This is a genomic window from Amycolatopsis plumensis (assembly GCF_042652605.1).
GTDB lineage: Bacteria > Actinomycetota > Actinomycetes > Mycobacteriales > Pseudonocardiaceae > Amycolatopsis > Amycolatopsis plumensis.
In genome coordinates, this window is record NZ_JBHSJY010000001.1 from 7,016,907 (window position 1) to 7,028,867 (window position 11,961).

Annotated in this window: 15 protein-coding genes, 1 pseudogene and 1 riboswitch; of the genes and pseudogenes, 9 read left to right on the forward strand and 7 right to left on the reverse strand. The window is 70.7% G+C overall.

All coding sequences use genetic code 11. The annotated features are described in order from the left end of the window. Positions 1-24 precede the first annotated feature (24 nt). The 7 genes and pseudogenes from ACFPLC_RS34080 to ACFPLC_RS34110 all read left to right on the forward strand — a co-directional run. Positions 25-393, forward strand: a complete 369-nt coding sequence (locus ACFPLC_RS34080; protein WP_191316608.1) for a DUF742 domain-containing protein — start codon at positions 25-27, stop codon at positions 391-393. Beyond that, positions 368-994: a GTP-binding protein gene (locus ACFPLC_RS34085; RefSeq protein ID WP_191316609.1), complete on the forward strand. Its 627-nt coding sequence runs from the start codon at positions 368-370 to the stop codon at positions 992-994. The genes ACFPLC_RS34080 and ACFPLC_RS34085 overlap by 26 nt, the downstream gene beginning before the upstream one ends. 17 nt (positions 995-1,011) lie before the next feature. Further along, the gene (locus ACFPLC_RS34090) at positions 1,012-2,238 is read left to right on the forward strand and encodes a styrene monooxygenase/indole monooxygenase family protein (protein WP_378191282.1); all 1,227 of its coding nucleotides are present in this window, start codon (positions 1,012-1,014) and stop codon (positions 2,236-2,238) included. Positions 2,239-2,314: 76 nt separating this feature from the next. Beyond that, complete coding sequence (ku, locus tag ACFPLC_RS34095) at positions 2,315-3,181, forward strand: non-homologous end joining protein Ku (RefSeq protein WP_378191280.1); 867 nt, start codon at positions 2,315-2,317, stop codon at positions 3,179-3,181. 111 nt (positions 3,182-3,292) lie between these two features. Further along, positions 3,293-3,502, forward strand: a complete 210-nt coding sequence (locus tag ACFPLC_RS34100) for a hypothetical protein (RefSeq protein WP_191316612.1) — start codon at positions 3,293-3,295, stop codon at positions 3,500-3,502. A 211-nt stretch (positions 3,503-3,713) separates the two neighbouring features. Next, on the forward strand, positions 3,714-4,043 hold the full coding sequence (cmtR, locus tag ACFPLC_RS34105) for a Cd(II)/Pb(II)-sensing metalloregulatory transcriptional regulator CmtR (protein WP_378191277.1): 330 nt from the start codon (positions 3,714-3,716) through the stop codon (positions 4,041-4,043). 9 nt (positions 4,044-4,052) lie between these two features. Next, positions 4,053-4,456 (forward strand): annotated as a pseudogene (locus ACFPLC_RS34110) (cobalt transporter); the annotation flags it as partial. 28 nt (positions 4,457-4,484) lie between these two features. On the opposite strand, the gene ACFPLC_RS34115 reads toward ACFPLC_RS34110, so the two are convergent. From ACFPLC_RS34115 to ACFPLC_RS34130, 4 genes are all read right to left on the reverse strand, one after another. Further along, on the reverse strand, positions 4,485-4,625 hold the full coding sequence (locus ACFPLC_RS34115; RefSeq protein WP_162472556.1) for a hypothetical protein: 141 nt from the start codon (positions 4,623-4,625) through the stop codon (positions 4,485-4,487). Positions 4,626-4,761: 136 nt separating this feature from the next. Next, positions 4,762-6,222 carry an adenosylhomocysteinase gene (gene ahcY / locus ACFPLC_RS34120; RefSeq protein ID WP_378191275.1) on the reverse strand — a complete coding sequence of 487 codons (1,461 nt, stop codon included), beginning with the start codon at positions 6,220-6,222 and terminating at the stop codon, positions 4,762-4,764. Between the two features lie 83 nt (positions 6,223-6,305). Beyond that, positions 6,306-6,385: riboswitch (S-adenosyl-L-homocysteine riboswitch) on the reverse strand. Between the two features lie 31 nt (positions 6,386-6,416). After that, entirely contained in the window at positions 6,417-6,899 is a 483-nt protein-coding gene (locus ACFPLC_RS34125) for a GNAT family N-acetyltransferase (RefSeq protein ID WP_378191273.1), read from the reverse strand. 41 nt (positions 6,900-6,940) lie between these two features. After that, on the reverse strand, positions 6,941-7,831 hold the full coding sequence (locus ACFPLC_RS34130) for an AurF N-oxygenase family protein (RefSeq protein WP_378191270.1): 891 nt from the start codon (positions 7,829-7,831) through the stop codon (positions 6,941-6,943). Between the two features lie 86 nt (positions 7,832-7,917). Here ACFPLC_RS34130 and ACFPLC_RS34135 point away from each other — a divergent pair, with 86 nt between their 5' ends. Continuing rightward, a complete protein-coding gene (locus ACFPLC_RS34135) occupies positions 7,918-8,580 on the forward strand; it encodes a TetR/AcrR family transcriptional regulator (protein WP_378191268.1) in 663 nt (220 codons plus the stop codon). A 55-nt stretch (positions 8,581-8,635) separates the two neighbouring features. Here the strand turns inward: ACFPLC_RS34135 and ACFPLC_RS34140 are convergent, their stop codons facing one another. Together ACFPLC_RS34140 and ACFPLC_RS34145 are read right to left on the reverse strand one after the other, a co-directional pair. Beyond that, a complete protein-coding gene (locus tag ACFPLC_RS34140) occupies positions 8,636-9,664 on the reverse strand; it encodes a DNA polymerase IV (protein WP_378191266.1) in 1,029 nt (342 codons plus the stop codon). A gap of 22 nt (positions 9,665-9,686) precedes the next feature. Then, on the reverse strand, positions 9,687-9,950 hold the full coding sequence (locus ACFPLC_RS34145; protein ID WP_378191264.1) for a DUF3040 domain-containing protein: 264 nt from the start codon (positions 9,948-9,950) through the stop codon (positions 9,687-9,689). A 252-nt stretch (positions 9,951-10,202) separates the two neighbouring features. Here ACFPLC_RS34145 and ACFPLC_RS34150 point away from each other — a divergent pair, with 252 nt between their 5' ends. Then, positions 10,203-11,264, forward strand: coding sequence for a cobalamin-independent methionine synthase II family protein (locus ACFPLC_RS34150; protein ID WP_378191262.1), 1,062 nt, complete (start codon positions 10,203-10,205; stop codon positions 11,262-11,264). Positions 11,265-11,267: 3 nt separating this feature from the next. Here ACFPLC_RS34150 and ACFPLC_RS34155 read toward each other — a convergent pair whose 3' ends face one another. Beyond that, complete coding sequence (locus ACFPLC_RS34155) at positions 11,268-11,900, reverse strand: LysE family translocator (RefSeq protein ID WP_378191260.1); 633 nt, start codon at positions 11,898-11,900, stop codon at positions 11,268-11,270. Positions 11,901-11,961: the final 61 nt, after the last annotated feature.

The window sequence follows — 11,961 nt, forward strand, 5'->3', positions numbered from 1 at the left end:
GTGCCCGACCAGGATGTGATGCCGATGTCCGAAAAGGACACCCCGTTACCGCGCCGGAGCCGCCGGATCCGCGCGTACGCGCTCACCGGCGGCCGCACCGGCACGCGGTTCCAGCTGCTGGTGGAGACGCTGATCTCGGTGCCGCAGTACGACCCCGCCCTGAGCGACACGCTCATGCCCGAGTCGCGCTCGCTCTACGAACGCGCCCGGGTGCGCTGCTCGGTCGCGGAGCTGTCGGTCGGGCTGGACCTGCCGCTGGGCGTGGTCCGGGTGCTGCTCGGCGACCTCGCTGCCCAGGGCGCGGTGTTCGTCCACCCCACCGCGCACGCCTACCACCACGACACCAACGTGCTCGAGAGGATCCTTGATGGGCTCAAGCGGCTCCCCGCCTGAGGGCGATCTGCTGACGATCTCCGCGAAGATCGTCGTCGCCGGGGGCTTCGGTGTCGGGAAGACCACGTTCGTCGGCGCGGTGTCGGAAGTGCCGCCGATGAGCAACGAGGCGTGGATGACCGAGGCCGGGGAAGGCATCGACGAAATCCCGCCCGGCGGCAAGTCGACCACGACCGTGGCGATGGACTTCGGGCGGATCACGCTGCGCCCGGACCTGCTGCTGTACCTGTTCGGCACGCCGGGGCAGGCGCGGTTCTGGTTCCTCTGGGACGACCTGAGCCGCGGCGCGCTGGGTGCGGTCGTGCTCGTGGACACCAGCCGGATCGACGAGTCCTTCGCGGCGATCAACTACTTCGAGAACGACTCGGAGCTGCCGTTCATCGTCGCGGTCAACCAGTTCGAAGGCATGCCCGTGCACGACCTGGAGGAGGTGCGGGACGCCCTCGCGCTCGATCCGAGCGTGCCGCTGGTCACCTGCGACGCCCGGGACCGCGCGTCGACGATCGCCACCCTGACCGAGCTCGTCGGTCACACGTTGTCACTGGCGGTGCTCTCCGGCCCGGCGGGCCGCGAGCTGGCCGGCAGCGCCCCGCACGCCTGAGAAGGAGAACGAACTCCATGCGCAAGGTCCTGGTCGTGGGCGCCGGGCAGTCCGGCCTGCAGCTGGCCCTCGGGCTGCAGGCGAAGGACTACGACGTCACCGTGATGTCCGCGCGGACGCCGGAGGAGATCCGGAACGGGCGGGTGATGTCGACGCAGTGCATGTTCCACGACGCGCTGCAGCACGAGCGCGACCTCGGGATCAACCTGTGGGAGGCCGAGACGGTCGACGTGGAGGGCCTCGGCGTCTCGGTGGCCGCCCCGGACGGCGGCCGCGCGCTCGACTGGTTCGCCGAGCTCGACCACCCCGCCCAGTCGGTGGACCAGCGGGTGAAGATGGCCGGCTGGCTGGAGCTGTTCGAGGACCGCGGCGGCAAGCTCGTCATCCACGGCGTGATGACGTCCGAACTGGACGCGCTGGCCCGGCTCTACGACCTGGTGATCATCTCGGCCGGCAAGGGCGAGCTGGTCCAGCTGTTCGACCGGGTGCCCGAGCGGTCGCCGTACACGCGGCCGATGCGCGCGCTTTCCCTGGCCTACGCCCACGGCGTCGGCCGCCGCCCCGAGCACCCGGACAAGGTGGGGGTGCGGTTCAACATCGTCCCCGGCGTCGGCGAGCTGTTCATGATCCCGGCGTACACCCTGAGCGGGAACTGCGACATCCTCTTCTTCGAAGGCGTGCCCGGCGGGCCGCTGGACTGCTTCGACGACCACCCGGGCCCGGACGAGCACTTCCGGCGCGTGCTGGACCTGATGCGGCAGTTCGTGCCGTGGGAGTACGAGCGCTGCCGCGACGCCGAGCTGACCGACGCCAAGGCGACCCTGGCGGGCGGGTACACGCCGGTGGTCCGCCACCCGGTCGGCACCCTGCCGGGCGGGGCGATCGTGCTCGGCATGGCCGACGTCGTCGTGGCGAACGACCCGATCACCGGGCAGGGCTCGAACAACGCGAGCCACTGCGCGGCGACCTACCTCGACGCGATCGTCGCGCACGGCGACCAGCCGTTCGACGCCGGCTGGATGGAAGCGACGTTCGAGCGCTACTGGGAGTACGCGCGGCACGTGACCGAATGGACCAACGCCCTGCTCCTGCCGCCGCCCCCGCACGTGCTCCAGATCCTCGGCGTGGCGGGGCAGAACCCCGCGGTCGCCCGGCGGTTCGTCAACGGGTTCATGGACCCCTCCGACTTCCAGCACTGGTTCATGGACCCCGCACTCTGGGAGAAGTACCTGGCAGAGGTCTAGATCGGACTGTCGCCCCGGGTCGATTCGGGTTACGGTAACTACGTAGCGTGAAGGCGAAAACTCGGAGGTGCGTGGCATGCGGGCGATGTGGAAGGGCTCGGTGTCCTTCGGGCTGGTCAGCATCCCGATCCAGATGTACGCGGCCACCGAGAACAAGAACGTCTCCCTGCGCCAGGTGCACGAGGCCGACGGCGGCCGCATCCAGTACAAGCGGTTCTGCACGATCGACGGCCAGGAAGTGCCGTACGCCGAGATCGCCAAGGGCTACGAGCTGCCGGACGGCGAGATGGTGGTGATCACCGACGCGGAGATGGCCGAGCTGCCGCTGGCCACCCAGCGCACGATCGACGTGCTGGAGTTCGTGCCGCTGGAGTCGATCGACCCGATCCAGTACGACCGGACCTACTACCTGGAGCCGCAGAAGAACGCGGTGAAGCCGTACGTCGTGCTGCGGGACGCGCTGCACAAGTCGAGCCAGGTGGCCATCGCGAAGGTGGCGGTCCGGCAGCGGGAGAGCATGGCGGTGCTGCGGGTGCACGCCGACGTGCTGGTGATGACCACCATGCTGTGGCCGGACGAGGTCCGCGAGCCGGACTTCCCGTTCCTGCGCGACGACCCGCCGCAGATCCGGCCGCAGGAGCTGACCATGGCCGGGTCGCTGATCGACTCGCTGGCCGAGCCGGTGTTCGAGCCGGACAAGTACCACGACCACTACCGCGAGGCCCTCGAGGAGATGATCGAGGCCAAGGTCGCCGGCGACGAGACGACCAAACCGGCCGCGGTGACCGCCAAGGCCGACGTCGTCGACCTGATGGCGGCGCTGCAGGCCAGTGTGGACGCCGCGAAGAAGTCGAGGCAGTCCTCTTCGGAGGCGTCCGAAGAGGACGTCGAACCGGTCAAGAAGAAGCCGGCGAGCCGCAAACGGGCGCCGAAGTCCACCTGAGCCGCCCCGGACGGGTGGTCGTTCCGACACGCCGCCCGGGTGCCGTGCCGGCGGGTGACCCGGTCCTACCGTGGGAGCACGTCGTCCACGAGCGCGGAAAGGCGGCCGGTCATGGAGTGTGCTTCCTGTGACGCCGGGATCGATCACTGCCACGGCACGCTGGTGGTGCACCCCGACGGTGGGTACGCCGAGTGCACCGAACCGGCCTGTGAGGACGGTGACCGCGTGCGCCACGGGTTGATCGTCGACTGCCGGGGCGTCGGCGGCGGCTGCGGCTGTGCCGACGCGTCGCACAAGCCCTTGCTGCGGCAAGCTTCCTGAGCGTCCCGCCAGGATCAGTGAAGGCCTTCGGGGCGTTCGGAATCCGTCAAGGTGGTCACACGATCGTGTATGCAGCTGTGTACAGCGGCTTGGCGATGTGCTAACACTAACGGGGTCCTTCGGCTCTCCCTCCCCCTCGGAGCCGGAGGACCCTTTCATGCTCAGGGGTGTCCGTTGTGGATAGGTCAGCGGCGGCTGTACAGTTCACCGCATGGTGACCTGTGAGACGCGGGAGTCGGCGCTGGCCCGGATCGGCCGGGCGCTGTCCGACCCGACCCGCTGCCGGATCCTGACCGCGCTGCTCGACGGTCCGGCCTATCCGGGGCGCCTGGCCGCGGAGCTGGAGCTGAGCCGGTCCAACGTCTCGAACCACCTGTCGTGCCTGCGCGGCTGCGGGCTCGTCGTGGCCGGCTACGAGGGGCGTCAGGTGCGGTACGAGATCGCCGACGAACACCTGGCCCGCGCGCTGCGGGAACTGGTCCAGGTCGTCCTCGCGGTCGAGCCGCGGGACGCCTGCGAGGACGAGGTGGCGGCGAGGTGACGTGCGCCGACGGCGCTGATCGGCTTCGGGCTGGATTCGGTGATCGAGGTCGCGTCGGCGGTCGCGGTCGCGTGGCAGTTTTCCGGTCCTGACCCGGAAGCACGGGAACGGAAGGCGTTGCGGGTGATCGCGATTTCCTTCTTCGCGCTCGCGATTTACGTGACCGGCGAAGCGCTCGGTTTGTTTTTCACCGGCGAGGCGCCGGAAAGTTCGCGAACCGGAATCGTACTCGCGGCCATTTCCCTGGCGGTGATGCCCGCGCTGTCCGCGGCGCAGCGCCGGGCCGGACGGGAGCTGGATCCGCCGGCGCCGTCACGGATTCGCGGCAGACTTTGCTCTGCGCTTACCTTTCCGCGGTGCTGGCGGCGGTGAAAGACGGCCGAACGGCCTGGCGCGGCCAGCATTGCTGCTGACGCGCCAGGCCGCGGCGGGGTCTCGGGATCAGTACCAGTGTGCGCGGCCACCGATCCGGCGGCCGGTGCCGCCCAGGATGGCCAGTGCCACGCCGGCCACCGCGAGAATGATACCGATGGTGTACAGCACCGGGATGCCCACGATGAACCCGATGACAAGGAGAATCACACCGAGAATGATCACTTGACACACTCCTTCGCATGAGACCCGGCCCGGCTCCGTGCCGTCCGGGCGGATGCGCTCTCGCCGGGAGGATGGCCAGTTTTCGGATAAACCAAACTACGGCGAATGGAGCAATCTTGGATCAGTACCGATAGTGATCGAGCTTGTACGGCCCTTCGACGTCGACGCCGATGTACTCGGCCTGCGCCTTCGTCAGCTTGGTGAGCTTCACCCCGAGCGCGTCCAGGTGCAGGCGGGCCACCTTCTCGTCGAGGTGCTTCGGCAGCCGGTGGACGTCGGTGGCGTACTCGCCGGGCTTGGTGAACAGCTCGATCTGCGCGATCGCCTGGTTGGTGAACGAGTTCGACATCACGAAGGACGGGTGGCCGGTCGCGTTGCCGAGGTTCATCAGGCGGCCCTCGGAGAGCACGATGATCGCGTGGCCGTCCGGGAACGTCCACTCGTGCACCTGCGGCTTGATCTCCTTCTTCGCGACCCCGGGCAGCTTCGCCAGCCCGGCCATGTCGATCTCGTTGTCGAAGTGCCCGACGTTGGCGACGATGGCGTTGTGCTTCATCCGGCTCATCTGCTCCGCCGAGATGATGCCGAAGTTGCCGGTGGTGGTGATGAAGATGTCGGCCTGCTCGACGACGTCGTCCAGCTCGACGACGTCGAGCCCGTCCATCGCCGCCTGCAGCGCGCAGATCGGGTCGATCTCGGTGACCGCGACCCGGGCACCCTGCCCGCGCAGCGCCTCGACCGCGCCCTTGCCGACGTCGCCGTAACCGCAGACGACCACGCGCTTGCCGCCGATCATGACGTCGGTGGCCCGGTTCAACCCGTCCACAAGGGAGTGCCGGATGCCGTACTTGTTGTCGAACTTGGACTTGGTCACCGAGTCGTTGACGTTCATCGCGGGGAAGAGCAGCTCGCCGTCCTTGGCGAGCTTGTAGAGCCGCTTGACGCCGTTGGTCGTCTCCTCGGTGACACCGCGGATCTCCTTGGCCATCCGGGTGAAGCGGTCACTATCGGCCGCGAGGCTCGCGCGCAGCGTCTCGAGGACGATCCGGTACTCCTCAGCGTCCTCTTCGGACGGTTGCGGCACCGCGCCCGCCGCCTCGAACTCGACGCCCTTGTGGACGAGCAGGGTGGCGTCGCCGCCGTCGTCGAGGATCATGTTGGGGGCCTGGCCGCCGGGGAAGGCGAAGAGCTGGTCGGTGCACCACCAGTACTCTTCGAGCGTCTCGCCCTTCCACGCGAACACCGAGGTGCCGGCCGGGGCTTCGACGGTGCCCTCCGGGCCGACGACGACCGCGGCGGCGGCCTCGTCCTGGGTGGAGAAGATGTTGCAGGACACCCAGCGCACCTGCGCGCCGAGGGCGACCAGGGTCTCGATGAGCACGGCGGTCTGCACGGTCATGTGCAGCGAGCCGGCGATGCGGGCGCCCTTCAGCGGCTGGGCGGCGGCGTACTCGCGGCGGATGGCCATCAGGCCGGGCATCTCGTGCTCGGCCAGCCGCAGCTGGGTGCGGCCGGCGTCGGCCAGGGACAGGTCGGCCACGGCGAAGTCGAGGCCGTTTCGGGTCTGCAGTTTGTCACTCATGCTTCGGTGCACTCCGGAGATCGTCGGGATGCGCTCGGGAGGCAGCACGGAAGTCCTTGCGGACAACGAAAAAGGCACCTCCCTCGCGGGAGGCGCCCTTGGAGTCGTGGTCTGCGGGCCGAGCGTGGCGGAAGGAATTTCCGTCGCAGCGCCTCTCGGCCCGCGACCAGGATGGCAAAGCGGCCGCGCGGCTGTCAAGCGAGCGAGCGGGCCATGAGAACGTCGTCGATGTCGGTGCCGCCGATGCGGAATTCGCCCCGCAGCACGCCTTCCACCGCGAACCCGCAGCGCTCGTAGACCCGGCGCGCACCGGTGTTGGGCCCGAGCACCCGCAGCGTCACCTTGCGGGCGCCGCGGCGGGCCGCTTCGGCCACGGCGGCCTCGACGAGCTGCCGGGCGATGCCGCGCCGCTGCCGGTCCGGGTCGACGGCGAGGCCGTCGAGCACCACCACGTGCCGGTGGGCGGGGATGCCGAACCCTTCGCCGAGCCGCACGTACCCGGCGACGACGCCGACGTGTTCGGCGACGAGCACGTCTTCGGGCCGCGTGCCGTCGCCGAAGAACGGCGTGCCGGGCGGCGGCGCCGGAGCGGGGGAGACGTCCGGGGTCCAGGTGCGCTCGTCGAGCTTCGCGAGCGCGGCTTCGTCGCCCGCGCGGGCGGGCCGGATGGTGATCACCCCGGCATCCTGGCCCAATCCGGCGCCGGGCGCGAAGGGATTCAGAGCAGGTGCGCCCGCCGCCAGATGCCCTCGGAGCGGCCGCCGATCAGGCCCGCGTCGCGCAGGAAGGGCACGATCTTCGCGGCCATCCACCGGCGCGTCTCGTGGAAGTGCGGGTTGGCCAGCGCCGCCGCCCGGCCCTCGCGCGGGTCGATGCCGACGCTGCGGTAGATCCGCGCGTCGACCATGCTGTCGATCACGCCGAACGCGACCAGTGCCGTCCGCAGCCGGTGGCGCTGCAGCGCCGCCTTCGACAGCTTCGGCGTTTCGCGCAGCACCTCCTCCTTGGCGAACCGGACGTGCCGGGCCTCCTCGACCACGTGGATGCGGTTGACCGAGCGGATCAGCGGCTGGATGCCGTCGTCGTCCATCATCGACCGCTGGAGCCGGTCGGTGGTCTCCTCGGCGACCAGCACGCTGGCGAACATCGACGGCCCGGCCGCGGTCGCCCCGAACACCTTCGCGGCGCGATGGACCACCTTCGGGACGCCGTAGCGCGGGACGCCGAGCCGGTCGGCGGTGCGGGCGAACATCACCGAGTGCCGCGTCTCGTCGCCGATCTCGGTCATCGCGTACTGCGCGTGCTCGGTGCGCGCGTCGAGGTCGAAGACGTACCGGGCCAGCAGCTGCATCAGGACGATCTCGAACCACAGGCCGACGCTCATGATGCTGGCGATCTCGTGCTTGGACAGCTCGATCCGCTGCTCCGGCGTCAGCTTCGCCCAGAGGTCGGTGCCGTAGAGGGAGACGCGCTCGAGTGGCATGTACGCCTTGCCCTCGGCGAGCGGCGCGTCCCAGTCGATGTCGACGTACGGGTCGTAGGAGTTCTTCGCGGAGCTCCTGAGCAGGCGAGCCGCGGTGACGTCCCGGTCCTGGGCCTCGACGCCCATGGCGGCCTCCAAAGTAGGGGGTACGCGGTGTACTAGTTACTTCGGCAGCGTACACCGCCCGGCGGGTGCGTGAGTAGGCTTTCGCCGTGACCAAGGTCGACGGACGGGCGACGCGCTGGGCGGGCCAGCAGGAACGGCGGCGCGCGGAGTTCGTCGACGCGGCGCTGGCGGCCATCGCCGAGCACGGCCCCGACGTCTCGACCGAGCAGATCGCCGAGCGGGCCGGTGTCGCCCGCACCCGCCTGTACCGGCACTTCGACGGCGCGGCCGACCTCCGCCGGGCGATCGCGCAGCGGGCGGCGGAGCTGGTGACGGCCGACCTGGCGCCGCTGTGGCACCCCGAGGGCTCGCCGAACGAGATGATCTCCACGGTGATCGCGACGCACCTGCGCTGGCTGACCGAGCACGCCCACCTGCACCGCTACCTCGTCCGCGGGGTCGAGGACGGTCCCGACGTCCGCGGCGCGATCGCCCGCCACCTCAGCCGGCTGTTCAGCGGCTACCTGACGGCGTTCGGGCTGGACCCGGCCCCGGCGGACACGATCGCGTTCGGCCTGGTCGGCTACGTCGAATCGGCGACGACCCGGTGGCTCGACCACCCGGGCACGCTCACCCTGCCCCAGCTGACCGCCCAGCTCACCGGGACCATCTGGGCGATGCTGGACCACACCCTGCGGGCCGGCGGCGTGGAGCTGGATCCGGACCGGCCGTTGCCGCTCCCGGACGAGGTCTCCCGCAGCCCGTCGTGAGTGGTAAGGCGGGTTCTAACCCGCCTTACCACTCACGAGGGCCGCGGCAGACCGCTCACGGCTCCTCGCGCGGGAACTCGGCCCGCACGCCCAGCAGCCGCACGGCCCGGGTGAGCTCGAACATCCCGAGCACCTCCTGTGCCGCCCGGTCCAGCTCGCCCGCGTCCGACGTCGGTTCCGGCAGCGTGATGCTGTGCGTGTGGGTCAGGAACGGCACGAACCGCACCTTGACCGCCACCCGCGCCGCCGGGCGGCCCTCGTCGAGGACGTCCTGGGCGACCCGCTTGGCCAGCGCCGTGACCTCGGCCGCCATCTCCGCCGGGTCCGTCAGGTCGCGCTGGAAGGTCGTCTCGCGGCTGCGGGAACGGGCCACCCACGGGGTCGCGCTCACCTCGGCGTCGCTGATGCCGCCGCCGAGCAGGCGCAGCCACGGGCCGGTCTTCGGGCCGAACCGGGCCGCCAGCTCCGCCGGGTCGGCGCCCGCCAGGCCGAGGACGGTGTGGATGCCCAGCTCGCCGAGCTTCTTCGCGGTCTTGCCGCCGATGCCCCACAGCGCGTCGGTCGGGCGGGCCGCCATCACGTCCCACCAGTTCTCCCGCGTCAGCCGGTAGATCCCGCCCGGTTTGCCGAACCCGGTGGCGAGCTTGGCCCGCAGCTTGTTGTCGCCGATCCCGACCGCGCACGACAGGCCCGTCTCGCGCGCCACCGCCTCCTTGATCGCGGCGGCCAGCGCCTCGGGATCGGCCGTCTCCGCGCCGACGAAGGCCTCGTCCCAGCCGAGCACCTCGACCACCACCGGCAGCTCGCGCACCGCGGCCATCACGCGCGCCGACACTTCGAGGTAGGCGTCCGGGTCACTGGGAAGGAAGACGGCGTCCGGGCAGCGCTTGGCGGCGATCCGCAGCGGCATGCCGGACTGGACGCCGAACTCGCGGGCCTCGTACGACGCCGTCGCGACGACGGCGCGCTCGGTCGGGTCGCCGTTGCCGCCGACCACGACGGGCTTCCCGCGCAGCTCCGGGTGGCGGGCGATCTCGACCGCGGCGATGAACTGGTCGAGGTCGACGTGCAGGACCCACTTCACCCGCCCAGTCTGCCTCAGATCGTCAGAGCCGGTGCCGCGCCACGTGGGTCCAGACGGTGCCGGTGAGCGCGAGGATGCCGCACAGCGTCACGCCCGGATCGGGCAGCACCAGGCCCAGGACCAGCAGCGTCACGGCGGTGATGTCGAAGAAGATCAGGAGGGTGTTGCGGAGCGCGGCCGACTTCGGGCGCCGGCCGTCGCGCAGCGCGGCAGCCAGATCCGGATCGCTGAGCTCCAGGCTGCGCTCGATCTTCTCGAGCTCGGTGCGATCGTGGTGACTGAGCATCGGGCCTCCTTCGGCGCCGAACCCGCCGTATCGCCGTAGCGAATACCCAATCGTCCTCCTGGCGAACCGCCGAACGTCTTCTGATTTCGTGCTTTTTGCTGGGCCGACCGGGTGATCCGCGCTCCGTGACCGGCTTCGGCCACGTTAAGTTGCCCTCTGAACGTGGCCGGTCACGGCCGGACGGCTGGGGGCGGCCACGTCCTGCGGTCGCGCCGGTGCCCGGTCGGAACCTTCAAGCAGCCGGAGGACCTGATGACCCTGCCCACCGAGCCGATCGGCAGCATCCCGCGTCCCGCCTACCTCGTCGACGGCCTCGGCGAGTTCGCCGCCGGCCGGATCGACGCGGCCGCGCTCGCCGAACTCGAGAGCCGGGCGCTGGCCGACACGATCCGCCGCTTCGAGGAGACCGGCTCGCCGGTGCTGACCGACGGGGAGCAGGGGAAACCGAGCTTCGCGACGTACCCGCTGGCCGGGCTCGAAGCACTGGCGCCCGACGGCGTGGTCATCCCGTTCGCCGACGGGCACACCCGGCAGCTGCCTCGGCTCACCGCGGGCCCGTTCCGCTACGCGACCCACGCGGATTCGTACCTGACGCGGGCGAAAACGCTTACCGACCGCCCGGTCAAGCAGGCGGTGATCGCCGCGTCCGCGCTCTCGCTGATCTACCCGGGCGGGGGCATCGAGGGGTACCCGCAGGAGCAGTTCGTCGCCGACCTGGTGAACGAGGCCGAGGCGGACATCCGCGGCAGCCTCGAAGCGGGCGCGGACAGCGTCCAGATCGACTTCACCGAGGGGCGGCTGTCGCTGAAGCTCGACCCGTCCGGCGGGCTGCTGCGCCAGTTCGTCGAGCTCAACAACGCCGTGCTCGACCGGTTCACCGCCGAGGAGCGCGCGAAGATCGGCGTCCACACGTGCCCGGGCGGCGACCAGGATTCCGTGCATAGCCTCGACGTCGACTACGCGGGCCTGCTGCCGGCGTTGTTCGACCTCAAGGCCGGCCGGTTCTTCGTCCAGCTGGCCAGCGAAGCCGATCCGGAGCGCGCGCTGCGGGTGATCGCCGACCACCTGAAGGCCGGCCAGCGGGTGTTCGTCGGCGTCACCGACCCGATCGACCCGCGGGTGGAAACCGCGGAAGAGATCCGGGACCGGGTGCTCACCGCGGCGAAGTACGTCCCGGCCGAGCGGCTCGGCACCTGCGACGACTGCGGGTTCTCGCCGTTCGCCGACGACACGTCGACCTCGCGCGACATCGCGTTCGCGAAGATCGCGGCCCGGGTCGAGGGCACGCGGCTGGCTTCCGAAGCGCTCGGCTGAGGCTCACGCCGTTTCGGCGGCGACCTTCAGCCCGAGGGTGACGAGCACGGTGCCCAGGACGGCGTCGAGCCCGCGGCGGACCCGGCCGGCGCTGAAGAACTTCTTCAGCGCCCCGACCACGACGGCGAGGGTGACGAACCACAGGACCGTGCCCGCGGTGGCGATCCCGGCCAGTTCGAGCGTCTGCACGGTGGCGCCGCCGGCGGGCAGGAACTGGGGGAGCAGCGCCAGGAAGTACACGGCGACCTTGGGGTTGAGCAGGTTGGTCACCAGGCCCTGGCGGAAGGCGGACCCGGCGGTGAGCTGCCGGGCCGCGGGGGTCTCCCCGAGGTCCCGGTAGCCGCCGCGGCGCACGGCCAGCCACGCCTTCACGCCGAGGAAGACGAGGTAGGCCGCGCCGGCGAGCTTGACCACGGTGAAGGCGACCGCGGAAGCGGTGAGCACGGCGGCGACCCCGAGGGCGATCGCGACCACCCAGGCGAAGACCCCGAGGGCGATCCCGGCACCGGCGGCGATCCCGGTCCGCCGCCCGCCGCTGAGCGCCGAGCGCGTCACGACCACGAAGTCGGGCCCGGGCGACATCGCCCCCAGCACGACGACCAGCAGGAACGAGGCGGCGGTGGCACCGGGGATCATGGCCCGAGAATACGACCCGCCCGCCACTGAGTTTTCGCCTCGCGTGCCGACCCTGTGCGCC

Coding starts and splice junctions, on each gene's coding strand:
- ACFPLC_RS34155 (WP_378191260.1), bottom strand. CDS start 11,900: ATGATCCCCGGTGCCACCGCCGCCTCGTTCCTGCTGGTCGTCGTGCTG.
- ACFPLC_RS34150 (WP_378191262.1), top strand. CDS start 10,203: ATGACCCTGCCCACCGAGCCGATCGGCAGCATCCCGCGTCCCGCCTAC.
- ACFPLC_RS34130 (WP_378191270.1), bottom strand. CDS start 7,831: ATGGGCGTCGAGGCCCAGGACCGGGACGTCACCGCGGCTCGCCTGCTC.
- ACFPLC_RS34080 (WP_191316608.1), top strand. CDS start 25: ATGTCCGAAAAGGACACCCCGTTACCGCGCCGGAGCCGCCGGATCCGC.
- ahcY (WP_378191275.1), bottom strand. CDS start 6,222: ATGAGTGACAAACTGCAGACCCGAAACGGCCTCGACTTCGCCGTGGCC.
- ku (WP_378191280.1), top strand. CDS start 2,315: ATGCGGGCGATGTGGAAGGGCTCGGTGTCCTTCGGGCTGGTCAGCATC.
- ACFPLC_RS34145 (WP_378191264.1), bottom strand. CDS start 9,950: ATGCTCAGTCACCACGATCGCACCGAGCTCGAGAAGATCGAGCGCAGC.
- ACFPLC_RS34100 (WP_191316612.1), top strand. CDS start 3,293: ATGGAGTGTGCTTCCTGTGACGCCGGGATCGATCACTGCCACGGCACG.
- ACFPLC_RS34090 (WP_378191282.1), top strand. CDS start 1,012: ATGCGCAAGGTCCTGGTCGTGGGCGCCGGGCAGTCCGGCCTGCAGCTG.
- cmtR (WP_378191277.1), top strand. CDS start 3,714: ATGGTGACCTGTGAGACGCGGGAGTCGGCGCTGGCCCGGATCGGCCGG.
- ACFPLC_RS34085 (WP_191316609.1), top strand. CDS start 368: ATGGGCTCAAGCGGCTCCCCGCCTGAGGGCGATCTGCTGACGATCTCC.